This is a genomic window from Pseudomonas sp. WS 5071, from assembly GCF_012985765.1.
GTDB classification, from domain to species: Bacteria; Pseudomonadota; Gammaproteobacteria; order Pseudomonadales; family Pseudomonadaceae; genus Aquipseudomonas; species Aquipseudomonas lundensis_A.
On the sequence record NZ_JAAQWY010000007.1, the window covers coordinates 98,542 to 112,012 of the forward strand.

The 13,471-nt window shown below is 58.5% G+C and carries 13 protein-coding genes; 10 read left to right on the forward strand and 3 right to left on the reverse strand.

The window, feature by feature from the left end:
* Positions 1 to 193 precede the first annotated feature (193 nt).
* The 9 genes from coxB (at position 194) to HBN61_RS06465 (ending at position 8,404) form a co-directional block, all read left to right on the forward strand.
* Positions 194 to 1,321: a cytochrome c oxidase subunit II gene (coxB, locus tag HBN61_RS06425; RefSeq protein WP_094991788.1), complete on the forward strand. Its 1,128-nt coding sequence runs from the start codon at positions 194 to 196 to the stop codon at positions 1,319 to 1,321.
* A 34-nt stretch (positions 1,322 to 1,355) separates the two neighbouring features.
* A complete protein-coding gene (gene ctaD, locus HBN61_RS06430) occupies positions 1,356 to 2,945 on the forward strand; it encodes a cytochrome c oxidase subunit I (RefSeq protein WP_094991787.1) in 1,590 nt (529 codons plus the stop codon).
* Positions 2,946 to 3,008: 63 nt separating this feature from the next.
* Positions 3,009 to 3,578: a cytochrome c oxidase assembly protein gene (locus HBN61_RS06435; protein WP_170046372.1), complete on the forward strand. Its 570-nt coding sequence runs from the start codon at positions 3,009 to 3,011 to the stop codon at positions 3,576 to 3,578.
* Between the two features lie 12 nt (positions 3,579 to 3,590).
* A complete protein-coding gene (locus tag HBN61_RS06440; protein WP_169962339.1) occupies positions 3,591 to 4,478 on the forward strand; it encodes a cytochrome c oxidase subunit 3 in 888 nt (295 codons plus the stop codon).
* 11 nt (positions 4,479 to 4,489) lie between these two features.
* Positions 4,490 to 5,227 carry an SURF1 family protein gene (locus HBN61_RS06445; protein WP_094991785.1) on the forward strand — a complete coding sequence of 246 codons (738 nt, stop codon included), beginning with the start codon at positions 4,490 to 4,492 and terminating at the stop codon, positions 5,225 to 5,227.
* On the forward strand, positions 5,202 to 5,795 hold the full coding sequence (locus HBN61_RS06450; RefSeq protein ID WP_094991784.1) for a PA_0111/PP_0108 family redox-active disulfide protein: 594 nt from the start codon (positions 5,202 to 5,204) through the stop codon (positions 5,793 to 5,795). The genes HBN61_RS06445 and HBN61_RS06450 overlap by 26 nt, the downstream gene beginning before the upstream one ends.
* A 10-nt stretch (positions 5,796 to 5,805) precedes the next feature.
* Positions 5,806 to 6,885, forward strand: coding sequence for a COX15/CtaA family protein (locus HBN61_RS06455; protein ID WP_094991783.1), 1,080 nt, complete (start codon positions 5,806 to 5,808; stop codon positions 6,883 to 6,885).
* Complete coding sequence (gene cyoE / locus HBN61_RS06460; protein ID WP_170046373.1) at positions 6,873 to 7,772, forward strand: heme o synthase; 900 nt, start codon at positions 6,873 to 6,875, stop codon at positions 7,770 to 7,772. Before HBN61_RS06455 ends, cyoE begins: the two co-directional genes overlap by 13 nt.
* Entirely contained in the window at positions 7,769 to 8,404 is a 636-nt protein-coding gene (locus HBN61_RS06465; protein ID WP_094991781.1) for an SCO family protein, read from the forward strand. Before cyoE ends, HBN61_RS06465 begins: the two co-directional genes overlap by 4 nt.
* A gap of 87 nt (positions 8,405 to 8,491) precedes the next feature.
* On the opposite strand, the gene HBN61_RS06470 is transcribed toward HBN61_RS06465, so the two are convergent.
* The 3 genes from HBN61_RS06470 to HBN61_RS06480 form a co-directional block, all read right to left on the reverse strand.
* Positions 8,492 to 9,262 (reverse strand): MetQ/NlpA family ABC transporter substrate-binding protein, encoded by a 771-nt coding sequence (locus HBN61_RS06470; protein ID WP_169962337.1) that lies wholly within the window; start codon positions 9,260 to 9,262, stop codon positions 8,492 to 8,494.
* An 83-nt stretch (positions 9,263 to 9,345) separates the two neighbouring features.
* On the reverse strand, positions 9,346 to 10,020 hold the full coding sequence (locus tag HBN61_RS06475; protein WP_094991779.1) for a methionine ABC transporter permease: 675 nt from the start codon (positions 10,018 to 10,020) through the stop codon (positions 9,346 to 9,348).
* On the reverse strand, positions 10,020 to 11,027 hold the full coding sequence (locus tag HBN61_RS06480; protein ID WP_094991778.1) for a methionine ABC transporter ATP-binding protein: 1,008 nt from the start codon (positions 11,025 to 11,027) through the stop codon (positions 10,020 to 10,022). The genes HBN61_RS06475 and HBN61_RS06480 overlap by 1 nt, the downstream gene beginning before the upstream one ends.
* Positions 11,028 to 11,281: 254 nt before the next feature.
* On the opposite strand from HBN61_RS06480, the gene katE reads away from it, so the two are divergent.
* On the forward strand, positions 11,282 to 13,420 hold the full coding sequence (katE, locus tag HBN61_RS06485) for a catalase HPII (protein ID WP_170046374.1): 2,139 nt from the start codon (positions 11,282 to 11,284) through the stop codon (positions 13,418 to 13,420).
* The last annotated feature ends 51 nt before the right edge of the window (positions 13,421 to 13,471 follow it).

Here is a 13,471-nt window from a genome sequence, read left to right on the forward strand (position 1 = left end):
TTTACAGTTTTCGGTCAGCGCGTTGCGGGGTTGGAGGTGCTGGCTATACTCGATTTTGTAAACGTTTTCTGATGATGCCCGACTGCCTGAGCAGGCGAGGCTCGGCGGTCAAGGTTCACTGGTTTGAAAACCGCCCCCTTGTAACGCAGGTATAGACCGGCGCAATAACAAGAAAAATAAAGGGGAACCCGCAATGAAGCGACATCCAAACCTATGGATGGGCCTGCTGTTGTGGTCCGTTTTCAATCCGGCGCAGGCCGCCTGGACCGTGAATATGACCCCCGGCGCGACTGAAGTCAGCCAGGCGGTCTTCAACCTGCACATGACCATTTTCTGGATCTGTGTGGTCATCGGCATCATTGTATTTGGTGCCATGTTCTGGTCGATGATCGTTCACCGGCGCTCCACGGGCCAGCAAGCGGCCAAGTTCCACGAGAGCACCACGGTCGAAATCCTCTGGACGGTCGTGCCTTTTCTGATCCTCGTGGCGATGGCGGTGCCAGCCACCAAAACCCTGATCAATATCTACGACAGCAGTGATTCGGATGTCGACATCCAGATCACGGGCTATCAGTGGAAGTGGCATTACAAGTACTTGGGCCAGGACGTCGAATACTTCAGCAACCTGTCCACCCCTGCCGATCAAATTCATAACAAAGCCCCCAAGGACGAGCATTACCTGCTCGAAGTCGATGAGCCGCTGGTGCTGCCAACTGGCGCCAAAGTGCGCTTTCTGGTGACTTCTGCGGATGTTATCCATTCATGGTGGGTGCCTGCGTTTGCGGTCAAGCGCGATGCGATTCCGGGGTTTATCAACGAGGCCTGGACCCGCGTCGAAAAGCCCGGCCTTTATCGCGGTCAATGCGCCGAGCTGTGCGGCAAGGACCATGGTTTCATGCCGATTGTGGTCGATGTCAAAACCCGACCCGACTACGACGCCTGGTTGGCCGAACGCAAGGCGCAGGCTGCGCAGCTCAAAGAGCTGACCAGCAAGGACTGGACCCTCGACGAGTTGGTCGCGCGGGGTGACAAGGTCTACCACACCGCTTGCGTTGCCTGTCACCAGGCTGAAGGCCAAGGGCTGCCGCCGATGTTCCCGGCGCTCAAGGGCTCCCCGATTGCCACCGGCCCCGCCGCCGACCACTTGCATCGCGTGTATTTCGGCAAGCCCGGCACGGCCATGGCCGCGTTCGGTAAACAACTGTCGGAAGTCGACATTGCGGCGGTGGTGACATACGAACGCAACGCGTGGGGCAACAACAAGGGCGACATGGTCACCCCCAAAGACGTGCTCGCGCTGAAACAGGCGCAAGGCAAATGAGCCGCTCATTGATGTGTGCGCAAGGAGTCAGGACATGAGTGCTGTTATCGATGACCACGGGCACGCCGACGACCACGCTCACGGCCCGGCCAAAGGCTTGATGCGTTGGGTACTGACCACCAATCACAAGGACATCGGCACCCTGTATCTGTGGTTCAGCTTCTGCATGTTCTTGCTCGGGGGCTCGTTCGCCATGGTTATCCGTGCCGAACTGTTCCAGCCGGGTTTGCAGATCGTCGAGCCGGCGTTCTTCAACCAGATGACCACCATGCACGGCCTGATCATGGTGTTTGGCGCGGTGATGCCCGCGTTTGTGGGGCTGGCCAACTGGATGATTCCGCTGATGATCGGTGCGCCGGACATGGCCTTGCCGCGCATGAACAACTTCAGTTTCTGGCTGCTGCCGGCGGCGTTTCTGATGCTGGTATCGACCTTGTTCATGGCCGGGGGCGGGCCGAATTTTGGCTGGACCTTCTACGCCCCCTTGTCCACCACTTATGCCCCCGAGAGCGTGACGTACTTCATCTTTGCCATCCATCTGATGGGCATCAGCTCGATCATGGGCGCAATCAACGTGATTGCCACCATCCTCAACCTGCGGGCGCCCGGCATGACGCTGATGAAAATGCCGCTGTTTGTCTGGACCTGGCTGATTACTGCTTTCCTGCTGATTGCCGTGATGCCGGTGCTGGCGGGCGTGGTCACCATGATGCTGATGGATATCCACTTCGGCACCAGCTTCTTCAGCGCGGCTGGCGGCGGCGATCCGGTGTTGTTCCAGCATGTGTTCTGGTTCTTCGGCCATCCCGAGGTGTACATCATGATCCTGCCGGCTTTCGGCGCGATCAGTGCCATCATCCCGACCTTTTCGCGCAAGCCACTGTTCGGCTATACCTCAATGGTGTACGCCACGGCCAGCATCGCTTTCCTGTCCTTTATCGTGTGGGCGCACCACATGTTTGTGGTGGGCATTCCGTTGGTGGGCGAGTTGTTTTTCATGTACGCCACGCTGCTGATCGCCGTGCCGACCGGGGTCAAAGTCTTCAACTGGGCCAGCACCATGTGGCAAGGCTCGCTGACGTTTGAAACGCCCATGCTGTTTGCCGTGGCGTTTGTGATTTTGTTCACCATCGGCGGGTTTTCCGGGTTGATGCTGGCCATTGCACCGGCCGACTTCCAGTACCACGACACCTATTTTGTGGTGGCGCACTTCCACTATGTGCTGGTACCGGGCGCAATTTTCGGCATTTTTGCCTCGACCTATTACTGGTTGCCGAAGTGGACGGGGCATATGTACGACGAAACCCTTGGCCGGCTGCATTTTTGGTTGTCCTTCGTGGGCATGAACCTGACATTTTTCCCGATGCACTTCGTGGGACTGGCCGGTATGCCGCGTCGGATTCCGGACTACAACCTGCAATTTGCCGACTTCAACATGGTGTCGTCGATCGGTGGGTTCATGTTTGGCGCGACCCAATTGCTGTTCCTGTTCATCGTCATCAAATGCATTCGTGGCGGGCCGAAAGCGCCTGCCAAACCGTGGGACGGCGCCGAAGGCCTGGAATGGAGCGTGCCATCGCCCGCGCCGTATCACACCTTTACGACGCCGCCTGAAATCAAGTGAACCCTTTGTTCTGACCCTTTACGGAGGGAGAGGGCCAGGGATATTAAGGCAGCAGGAGGATTCATGGCTGACTCAACATCGATCAAGCGCCTGGTTATGCGCCTGTTGCTGATGGTGGTGGTGATGTTTGCCTTCGGCTTTGCCCTGGTGCCGCTGTATGACGTGATGTGCAAAGCCTTCGGCATTAACGGCAAGACGGCCGGGCAGTATGAGGGGGCGCAGGTAGTGGACACCCGGCGGCAGGTGCGGGTGCAGTTTCTGGCCACCAACAACCTGGGCATGGTGTGGGAGTTTTACCCCAAGGGCGATCAGTTAGTGGTCAACCCCGGCGGCGTGTACGAGATGGTATTTGTGGCGTCCAACCCGTCTGACCACCCCATGTCGGCCCAAGCGGTGCCGAGTATTTCCCCGGCTGAAGCGGCGCAGTATTTCCACAAGACCGAATGTTTCTGTTTCACCCAGCAAGTGCTGCAAGCGGGACAGCGCATCGAAATGCCCATGCGTTTTATCGTCGACCGCGACATGCCCAAGGACGTGAAGCATCTGACGCTGGCCTACACGCTGTTCGATATCACCGCGCGCCATCCGCCCGTTGCTGCTGCTGGCAATGACGCTCAAAGGCCAGCCCGATAAGGAGAACGCTCCATGGCAACTCATGATCACTACTATGTCCCGGCGCAAAGCAAGTGGCCGATCATTGCCACGGTAGGCCTGCTGGTCACGGTGTGCGGGCTAGCCACGTGGTTCAACGACCTCAAGGCCGCACGCCCTGAATCCCATGGTCCGCTGATCTTTTTCGTCGGCAGCCTGCTGGTGGCCTACATGATGGTGGGCTGGTTCGGTGCGGTGATTAAAGAGAGCCGCGCCGGGCTGTACAGCCCGCAGCTCGATCGCTCGTTTCGCTGGGGCATGACGTGGTTCATCTTTTCGGAAGTGATGTTCTTCGCGGCGTTTTTTGGCGCACTGTTTTACGTGCGTCATTTTTCGGGCCCGTGGCTGGGCGGTGAAGGCAGCAAAGCGCTGGCACACATGTTGTGGCCCAACTTTCAGTTTGCCTGGCCCTTGCTGAACAGCCCCGATCCGGTGCTTTACCCGGCGCCCAAAGACATCATCAACCCGTGGGGCCTGCCGCTGCTCAATACGGTGTTGCTGGTCAGCTCCAGCGTCACCCTCACCCTCGCTCACCATGCGCTGAACAAAGGCCAGCGCGGTGCTTTGAAAGCCTGGTTGGGGCTGACTGTGGTGCTGGGCATCGCTTTCTTGGGCTTTCAGGCCGAGGAATACATTCATGCCTATAAGGAGCTGGGGCTAACGCTGGGTTCGGGTGTGTATGGCGCGACCTTCTTTATGCTCACCGGCTTCCATGGCGCCCACGTCACCATCGGCACCCTGATTCTGTTGGTGATGTTGGTGCGTATCGTGCGCGGGCATTTCAATGCCGAGCATCAGTTCGGGTTCCAGGCGGCGAGTTGGTACTGGCACTTTGTGGACGCTGTGTGGGTGGCGTTGTTCCTGTTTGTCTACGTGCTGTAGACGCCCCGACCATGGCCGCCTTTGCGCCCGGGCGTTTACCCACGTTGGTGGTCTTGGCGTTATTGCCTGTGCTGGTGTTTCTGGGCGTTTGGCAGCTGGGACGTGCCGAGCAAAAGCGCGTGCTGCTCGACCATTACGCCGAACGCCGGGCTGCCGCGCCAGTGGCTGTCGGGCAGTTGATGAGCGACGGCGCCCCCGCCTTTCGCCGGGTGCAATTGCGGGGCCATCTGGATGCGCAACACAGCGTGTTACTGGACAACCGTATGCGCGACGGCAAGGTCGGGGTCGAGCTGCTGCAGCCCTTTCAGGATCAGGCCAGCGGCCAGTGGCTGCTGCTTAATCGCGGCTGGATTGAATGGCCAAGTCGGCGCACGCCACCCGTGTTCAGCACCCCGGATCAGTTATTGGACCTCGAAGGCTGGGTGTACGAATCCCCCGGCGCGCCCTTCCAGTTGCGCGCCGACCCGACCACAGGTGATTGGCCGCGACTGGTGACAGCGGTCTTCCCGGCCAGATTGTGGGATGAGCTGGGTCGAATCGGTTTTAACGATGAAGTGCGTATTACGCCCGGCCCTGCGGCGTATCAAGCCGACTGGCCGGTGATCGCCACGGGCATGGGGCCGGAAAAACATACCGCGTATGCCGTGCAATGGTTCGCCATGGCGCTGGCGTTGTGCGGGCTTTATGGGTACCTCGGTTGGCATAACGCTCGGGAGAAGCGCCATGGGAACGGCCATCAATCGGTCTGAAACGGCTCGCAACGCAGCACCGGCTACGCGGCGTCGAGGACGGCTGCAGTTGATCTTTATTCTGTTGCTGACCATCGGTCCGATGGTATTGGCCACCGGGATGTACACGCTCAAGTTCTGGGTGCCGGAAAGCCGCAGTTATCACGGTGAACTGATTGGTAACGGCCCGACCCGGGCTCAATTGGGTGTTGAAACGGACGAGCACCGCTGGCAGTTGCTGGTGACCGCACCGCAAACCTGCACCGTTGCGTGTCAGCAATTGGTGTACCTGGCACGCCAGATTCAGATCGGTCTGGGGCGCGATGCCTCCCGCGCCACCCATGCGCTGGCAAGCGCGCAGCCGCTGGACGCTGACTATGTGGCCAAGCTGCAACGTGAATACCCGCAGTTGCAGCGTTATGCGATGGACATGCCGGCGTACACACAGGGCGCGCAGGGCAATGGCGGCGCGCAGCTGTGGATCATCGATCCGCACGGCAATCTGGTGCTGCGCTACGACCCCAGTGTCAAAGGCAAGGATGTGCTCAACGACCTGCGCCACCTGTTGAAACTGTCCAACATCGGGTAGGAAAACCGTCATGGCCAAAGCCGGATTTCGTCTCGCATTACTTGCAACCTTGCTGGCCCTGGTGGTGGTGTTACTGGGTGCCTACACGCGTTTGACCCATGCCGGGCTGGGTTGCCCGGACTGGCCCGGCTGCTATGGCTTCATCAGCGTACCCAAAACCGATGCTCAATTGGCCCATGCTGAACGGCACTTTCCCGACACCCCGGTACATGCCGAAAAAGGCAGGAGCGAGATGGTGCACCGCTACTTCGCCGGCACGCTGGCGTTGGTGATCGTGCTGTTGGCGGCGCGCGCCTGGCGTCAGCGTGCACTGCCCGGTCAACCCCTCAAATTGCCGTTGTTCATTCTGTTGGTGGTGCTCGCGCAGGCGGCCTTTGGCATGTGGACAGTCACGCTCAAACTCTGGCCGCAAGTGGTGACCGGCCATCTACTTGGCGGTTTTGCGACCTTGAGCTTGTTGTTTTTGCTGACCCTGCGCTTGTCAGGCGTGCTGCCAGCGCTGGCCGTGCCACGCCGTTTACAGGGGTGGGCGACTGCCGGGCTGGTGCTGGCGATTGTGCAAATCGCACTGGGTGGCTGGGTCAGTTCCAATTACGCCGCCGTGGCGTGTGTCGATCTGCCGACGTGCCATGGTCAATGGTGGCCGCCGGCCGATTTCGCTAACGGCTTTCATCTGACGCAACACATCGGCCCCAACTATTTGGGCGGCCAGCTGGACAGCGACGCGCGCACGGCGATTCATCTCACTCATCGCATGGGGGCGTTGGTGCTCACGGTTGTGTTGCTGGGGCTGGCCTGGCAACTGCGTCGGGTGGGCATGACGCGGCTGGCGGGGTTACTGATGCTGGCGCTTGGCCTGCAACTGAGTCTGGGTGTCAGCAACGTGCTGTTCGGCTTGCCCCTGGCGGTTGCCGTGGCACATAACGCTGGCGGCGCCGTCCTGTTGTTGACGCTGGTGCTGGTCAATTACCACGCTCGTACGGCCCTGGTCAGGGTCCAGGCGCCGCGTCTTGCCCGCTGGCGTTTCAGCCCTCGACCACCCGTGCCCGCGCCGATCCTGCTTAAAGGAGAACTGCCATGGCGACCTTGATCGTCGAACGGCCGCGTCAGGCGTTGTGGCGTGATTACCTGGAGTTGACCAAACCCAAGGTGGTGATGCTGATGCTCATCACCTCGCTGGTGGGCATGTTCCTCGCTACGCGCGCGGGCGTGCCGTGGACAGTGCTGGTCTTTGGCAATCTGGGGATTGGCTTGTGCGCTGGCGGGGCGGCGGCGGTCAATCATGTGGTGGACCGGCGCATTGATGCGTTGATGGCGCGCACCCAGAAACGTCCGCTGGCCGAGGGGCGGGTTTCAGCCGGTGCTGCGCTTTCGTTCGCCCTGTTGCTGTCAGTGTCGGGGCTGGGGATGTTATGGGTGTTCACCAATGCACTCGCGGCATGGCTGACGCTGGCATCGTTGCTGGGGTATGCGGTGATTTATACCGGCTTTCTCAAACGCGCCACCCCGCAGAACATCGTGATCGGCGGGCTGGCCGGGGCTGCACCGCCACTGCTGGGCTGGGTGTGCGTGACCGGGCATGTGACTGCCGAACCGCTGTTATTGGTGCTGATTATCTTCGCGTGGACCCCGCCGCATTTTTGGGCACTGGCGATCTATCGCAAAACCGAATACGCGAACGCCGACATTCCGATGCTGCCCGTGACCCATGGCGAGCAGTACACCAAGTTGCACATCCTGCTTTACACCTGTGTGCTGCTGGCCGTGAGCCTGCTGCCGTTTGTGATTCGCATGAGCGGCGGGCTCTACCTGGTGTGTGCCCTGGGGTTGGGTGCACGCTTTCTGTATTGGGCATGGGTGCTGTACCGTGGCACCCTGCCGCACGCCGCGATCAACACCTTCAAGTACTCTATTTACTACCTGTTCGCGTTGTTCATCGCCTTGCTTGTCGATCATTACTCAGTGTTGAACCTATGACTAAAACTCAAAAAACCGTTTACATCCTCGTTGCGCTGGTGGCGTTGGTCATGGGCCTGACGTTTAACAAAATCATGTCCGGCAAAGGCCAGAGCGACAATACGGCGCTGATCGATGCGGGCATCATTCTGCTGCCGCAGAGCCGTCCGTTGCCGGCGATCAAGATGACCAACCAGGACGGTCAGCCGGTGCAAATGAACGAACTGAAAGGCACGTGGAGCGTGTTGTTCTTCGGTTACACCTTTTGCCCGGATATCTGCCCGACCACCTTGGCCCAGCTGCGTCAGATCAAAAGCGAGTTACCGAAAGCCGTGCAGGACAAACTGCAAATCGTACTGGTCAGCGTCGACCCGCATCGCGACACCCCCCAGCAGCTCAAGCAATACCTGGGTTACTTCGATCCGCAGTTCGTGGGCCTGACGCCTGCGTCCATTGAAGAGCTGCAAACCTTGGCCAATGCGGTGAGCATTCCGTTCATTCCCGCAGACACCAGCAAACCCAATTACACGGTCGACCACAGTGGCAATCTGGCGCTGATTGGCCCGGACGGCACTCAGCGGGGGTTTATCCGCGCACCGTTCAACAACCAGAAAATGGTTGCCCAGTTACCGGGTTTGGTCGAAAGGAAGTAAGGGTAAGCAGTTGCTGCTGGCACAGGCTGCGAGCTTGCAGATCCAAGCTCGTAGCCTGCGGCAGCGATCAGGCGAGGGGCAGAGGCATTAGAACGCCGGAACGATGGCGCCTTTGTACTTCTCGTTGATGAACGCTTTCACTTCAGGTTTGTGCAGCGCGGCAACCAGTTTCTTCATGTCGTCCGAATCTTTGTCGTCCGGGCGAGCTACCAGAATATTCACGTAAGGCGAGTCGCTGCCTTCGATCACCAGTGCGTCTTTTTCCGGGTTCAACCGGGCTTCCAGCGCGTAGTTGGTGTTGATCAGTGCCATATCGACCTGGGTCAGCACACGCGGGATGGTGGCAGCTTCCAGTTCACGGAATTTCAGGCCCTTTTTGTTCTCCACAACGTCTTTAGGCGTCGAGAGAATGTTGTGTGAGTCCTTGAGCTTGATCAAGCCCGCCTTGTCCAGCAGCAACAATGCACGACCGCCGTTGGTGGCGTCGTTGGGGATGATCACGGTCGCGCCCTCGGGCAGTTCATCAAGCGTTTTGTACTTGGAAGAGTAAGCGCCCAGCGGCTCAAGGTGAACGCTGGCCACGTTGACCAGGTTTGTCCCCTTGGCCTTGTTGAACTCATCCAGGTAAGGCTGGTGCTGGAAGAAGTTGGCATCCAGGCGCTTTTCGGCGACTTGCACGTTTGGCTGAATGTAGTCGGTGAACACCTTGACCTTGAGATTAACGCCTTGTTTGGCCAATTCTGGCTTCACGAACTCAAGGATTTCGGCGTGCGGCACAGGCGTGGCCGCCACCGTCAGATCGCCCGCGTGGGCTGAAAACGCCGCAACAGCGGCTACCGCAGCAAATAACTTCTTCATCCAGCAACTCCTTGTGAACACCTGACTTCAGGCGCCTGCCAGCCCGGAGGCTGGCGGTTACGTTTATTAACGAGGGGTCGCGCTCACTTGCGCGAAAAGTGCACCACCAGCCGATCGCCAACGGTTTGCAGAATTTGCACCAGAATCAGCAACAGCACCACTGTCACGATCATCACGTCGGGCTGGAAGCGCTGGTAACCAAAGCGGATGGCCAGGTCGCCCAGACCACCCGCGCCGACGACGCCTGCCATGGCGGTGTAGCCCACCAGCGTAATGGCTGTCACCGTTATCGCAGCAAATATGCCGGGGCGGGCTTCAGGTAACAACGCACTGGTAATGATCTGACGCGTATTGGCGCCCATTGCCTGAGTGGCTTCGATGATGCCGCGGTCCACTTCTCGAAACGCTGTTTCGACCAGGCGCGCAAAGAACGGCGTGGCCCCCACGACCAACGGCGGAATCGCACCGGCGACACCCAGCGAGGTACCGGTAATCAAGACCGTGAACGGGATCATCACAACCAGCAGGATGATGAAGGGCAGCGAACGCAGAATGTTCACCACGAACGACAGGGCCGAATACAGGGTTTTCTGTTCCAGCAGTTGGCGCGGGCTGCACAGGAACAGCAGGATGCCCAGCGGCAAGCCGAGCAACACCGTAAACAGCAGCGAACCGCCAAGCATGATCAGGGTGTCGCCCGTGGCCAGCCAGATTTCGTACCAGTCGATGTTGGAAAAGAAGCTCAAGAGGGTTTCCATTAGCGCAGCACCTCCATATGTACGTCTGCGGCGGTGAAGCGCGCGAAAGCAGCGTCCATGTCGCCACCGGTGATGGCGAGGGTCAGTTGCCCATAAGGGGTGTCTTTGATGCGGTCAATGCGACCGGCCAGGATGCTGTAGTCCACACCCGTTTCACGGGCAATAGTGCCCAGCAACGGCGCGTAGGTGGCTTCGCCCTGAAAGGTCAGACGCACGATGCGGCCTGGCACGTGAGCGAAGTCGTCACGTTGTTCGCTTTCATCGATCTGCTCGTCTTCCTGCACAAAACGCTTGGTCGTCGGGTGCTTGGGGTGCAGGAACACATCGGCCACGGGGCCTTGCTCGACGATTTTGCCTGCATCCATGACCGCGACCACGTCACACACGCGACGGATGACGTCCATTTCATGGGTGATCAGCACGATGGTCAGCTTCAACTCGCGGTTGATTTCGGCCAGCAACTGCAACACCGAAGCGGTGGTTTGTGGGTCGAGGGCGCTGGTGGCCTCGTCGCACAGCAACACTTTGGGCTGGGTGGACAAGGCACGGGCGATGCCCACGCGCTGTTTTTGCCCGCCCGACAGTTGTGCGGGGTACTTTTTGGCGTGGTCGGACAAGCCCACCCGTGCCAGCAGTTCAGCGACACGTTTGTCGATTTCGCTGCGGGATAATTCACCGGCCAGCGTCAGGGGCAGCGCAACGTTGTCAGCCACTGTCTTGGAGGCCAGCAGGTTGAAGTGCTGAAAGATCATGCCGACTTGTTGACGGAAACGGCGCAGGTCGTTGCCATCCATCGCCGTGACGTCTTCGTTGTCGACGATGATCTGCCCGCCGCTCGGTGTTTCGAGGCGGTTGATCAGGCGCAGCAATGTACTTTTACCCGCACCGGAATGGCCAATCAGACCAAATACCTGACCGCTCTCGACACGCAAACTGGTGGAGTGCAGCGCGGGAATGTCCTTACCGGCGACCCGGTAAGTTTTATGAACGTTATGGAACTCAATCACGTAGCGAACCTTGTGGGGCGCGAAAAAATAAGATCAGCGGTTAGCCGGGCGCGCATTTTAGCCTGTCCGTATAGAGGTTCTTAGCATTTATTTGCGCTCCATCCTTTGATTTGGCAATAAGACGATCAAAGGTCAGAAAAAAGGAACGTCGCCAAAGGGTACAAGTCAGTACTAGAGCAACTCACATCCCATTTTGGGAGATTTGTCCACAAAGCCCGGCCCGTGGGGCTTTTGCCAACAAGGAGTGACGTCTGATGAGTACCAAAAAACCGTCTTCGAACAAGAGCCAGATGGCCGGCACCGACACCTTGGATCGTGGCAACACGAACGTCAAACTTGAAAGCCTGGAAAGCTATCGCGATGACGCCACCGATCAGGCATTGCGCACCAATCAAGGGGTGAAGATTGCAGACAATCAAAACACACTGAAAGTTGGCGCCAGAGGCCCTTCGTTGCTTGAAGACTTCATCATGCGCGAGAAGATCACGCACTTTGACCATGAACGCATTCCAGAGCGCATCGTCCACGCCCGTGGCACTGGCGCCCATGGCTACTTTCAGACATACGAAGCCCATAGCGCCTTGACCAAGGCTGGCTTCCTGCAGGACCCGAGCAAGAAAACCCCGGTATTTGTGCGTTTTTCCACTGTTCAAGGTCCGCGCGGCTCGGGCGATACCGTGCGCGACGTACGCGGGTTTGCGGTTAAATTTTTCACCGACGAAGGCAACTTCGATCTGGTCGGCAATAACATGCCAGTCTTTTTCATTCAGGACGCCATCAAGTTTCCTGACTTTGTACATGCGGTAAAACCTGAGCCGCATAACGAAATTCCTACAGGCGGCTCAGCCCACGATACGTTCTGGGATTTCGTTTCGCTGGTGCCCGAATCGGCGCACATGGTCATTTGGGCCATGTCAGATCGGGCCATTCCGAAAAGCCTGCGCAGCATGCAGGGCTTCGGCGTGCATACCTTCAGGCTGGTCAATGCCGAGGGTAAATCCAATTTCGTTAAATTCCATTGGCGCCCAAGTGCAGGCACCTGCTCATTGGTGTGGGACGAAGCACAAAAGCTCGCCGGTAAAGACACCGATTTCCATCGCCGCGATCTGTGGGAAGCGATTGAAGTGGGCGATTACCCTGAGTGGGAATTGGGGGTTCAAATCATTGCCGAGGAAGACGAACATAAGTTTGAGTTCGACATCCTTGACCCGACCAAACTGATCCCCGAAGAGTTGGTGCCTATCACGCCACTGGGCAAAATGGTGCTTAACCGTAACCCGGACAACTTCTTTGCCGAGACCGAGCAGGTTGCGTTCTGCCCGGGCCATATCGTGCCTGGTATCGATTTCTCCAACGACCCGCTGCTGCAAGGCCGACTGTTCTCGTACACCGATACGCAGATCAGCCGTCTGGGCGGGCCGAACTTCCATGAAATCCCAATCAACCGCCCGGTCGCGCCGTTCCATAACAACCAGCGTGACGCACAGCACCGCAGCACCATCCATACAGGTCGGGCGTCTTACGAGCCTAACTCGATTGATGGCGGCTGGCCGAAAGAAACCCCGCCAGCTGCGCGCGATGGCGGATTTGAAAGCTACCCGGAACGCATCGATGCGAACAAGATTCGCCAACGCAGCGAGTCGTTCAGCGATCACTTCTCGCAAGCGCGGTTGTTCTTCCACAGCATGAGTAAACACGAGCAAGAACACATCATTGCGGCTTATAGCTTTGAGTTGGGCAAGGTCGAACGCGAGCATATCCGTGCGCGTCAGGTAAACGAGATTCTGGCCAACATCGATCTCGAACTGGCCAAACGTGTGGCCGAAAACCTTGGTCTGCCGGCGCCTAAAGCAGGCACCGTGGACGCCCGCAAAACCAGCGTCAGCCAGTCCCCTGCGCTGAGCCAGGCCAACCTGCTGCCAGGCAATATCAAAACCCGTAAAGTGGCGATTTTGGCTGCCAACGGCGTCGATGGTGCCGTGATTGATGCACTTAAGCAGGCGCTGGCGGCGGAAGGCGCGCATGCCAAGTTGCTGGGCCCGACTTCAGCGCCTGTGAAGACAGTTGATGGCAAAGTGCTGCCGGTGGATGCGTCAATGGAAGGCATGCCTTCCGTGGTTTTCGACGCCGTGTATGTGCCCGGCGGCGCCGCATCGATCAAAGCCCTCAGCGGCGATGGCGTAGCTTTGCATTACGTACTGGAAGCTTATAAACACTTGAAAGCGATTGCGCTGCACGGCGAAGCCAAGCAGTTGCTGGATGTGTTGCATTTGCAGGCGGATGAGGGGCTGTTGGTGCTCAAGGATGCCAAGGACCTCAAGGCATTCTTTGCTGCCATAGGTCAGCATCGTGTCTGGGCGCGTGAGCCGAAGGCCAAAGCAATCCCGGCATAAGGTGAGCCAAAAAAAACGCGCTTGCAGAACCTGCAAGCGCGTTTTTTTACG

Excerpts from the sequence above, each read along its gene's own strand:
- coxB (WP_094991788.1), top strand. The coding sequence starts at position 194 with ATGAAGCGACATCCAAACCTATGGATGGGCCTGCTGTTGTGGTCCGTT.
- ctaD (WP_094991787.1), top strand. The coding sequence starts at position 1,356 with ATGAGTGCTGTTATCGATGACCACGGGCACGCCGACGACCACGCTCAC.
- HBN61_RS06435 (WP_170046372.1), top strand. The coding sequence starts at position 3,009 with ATGGCTGACTCAACATCGATCAAGCGCCTGGTTATGCGCCTGTTGCTG.
- HBN61_RS06440 (WP_169962339.1), top strand. The coding sequence starts at position 3,591 with ATGGCAACTCATGATCACTACTATGTCCCGGCGCAAAGCAAGTGGCCG.
- HBN61_RS06445 (WP_094991785.1), top strand. The coding sequence starts at position 4,490 with ATGGCCGCCTTTGCGCCCGGGCGTTTACCCACGTTGGTGGTCTTGGCG.
- HBN61_RS06450 (WP_094991784.1), top strand. The coding sequence starts at position 5,202 with ATGGGAACGGCCATCAATCGGTCTGAAACGGCTCGCAACGCAGCACCG.
- HBN61_RS06455 (WP_094991783.1), top strand. The coding sequence starts at position 5,806 with ATGGCCAAAGCCGGATTTCGTCTCGCATTACTTGCAACCTTGCTGGCC.
- cyoE (WP_170046373.1), top strand. The coding sequence starts at position 6,873 with ATGGCGACCTTGATCGTCGAACGGCCGCGTCAGGCGTTGTGGCGTGAT.
- HBN61_RS06465 (WP_094991781.1), top strand. The coding sequence starts at position 7,769 with ATGACTAAAACTCAAAAAACCGTTTACATCCTCGTTGCGCTGGTGGCG.
- HBN61_RS06470 (WP_169962337.1), bottom strand. The coding sequence starts at position 9,262 with ATGAAGAAGTTATTTGCTGCGGTAGCCGCTGTTGCGGCGTTTTCAGCC.
- HBN61_RS06475 (WP_094991779.1), bottom strand. The coding sequence starts at position 10,020 with ATGGAAACCCTCTTGAGCTTCTTTTCCAACATCGACTGGTACGAAATC.
- katE (WP_170046374.1), top strand. The coding sequence starts at position 11,282 with ATGAGTACCAAAAAACCGTCTTCGAACAAGAGCCAGATGGCCGGCACC.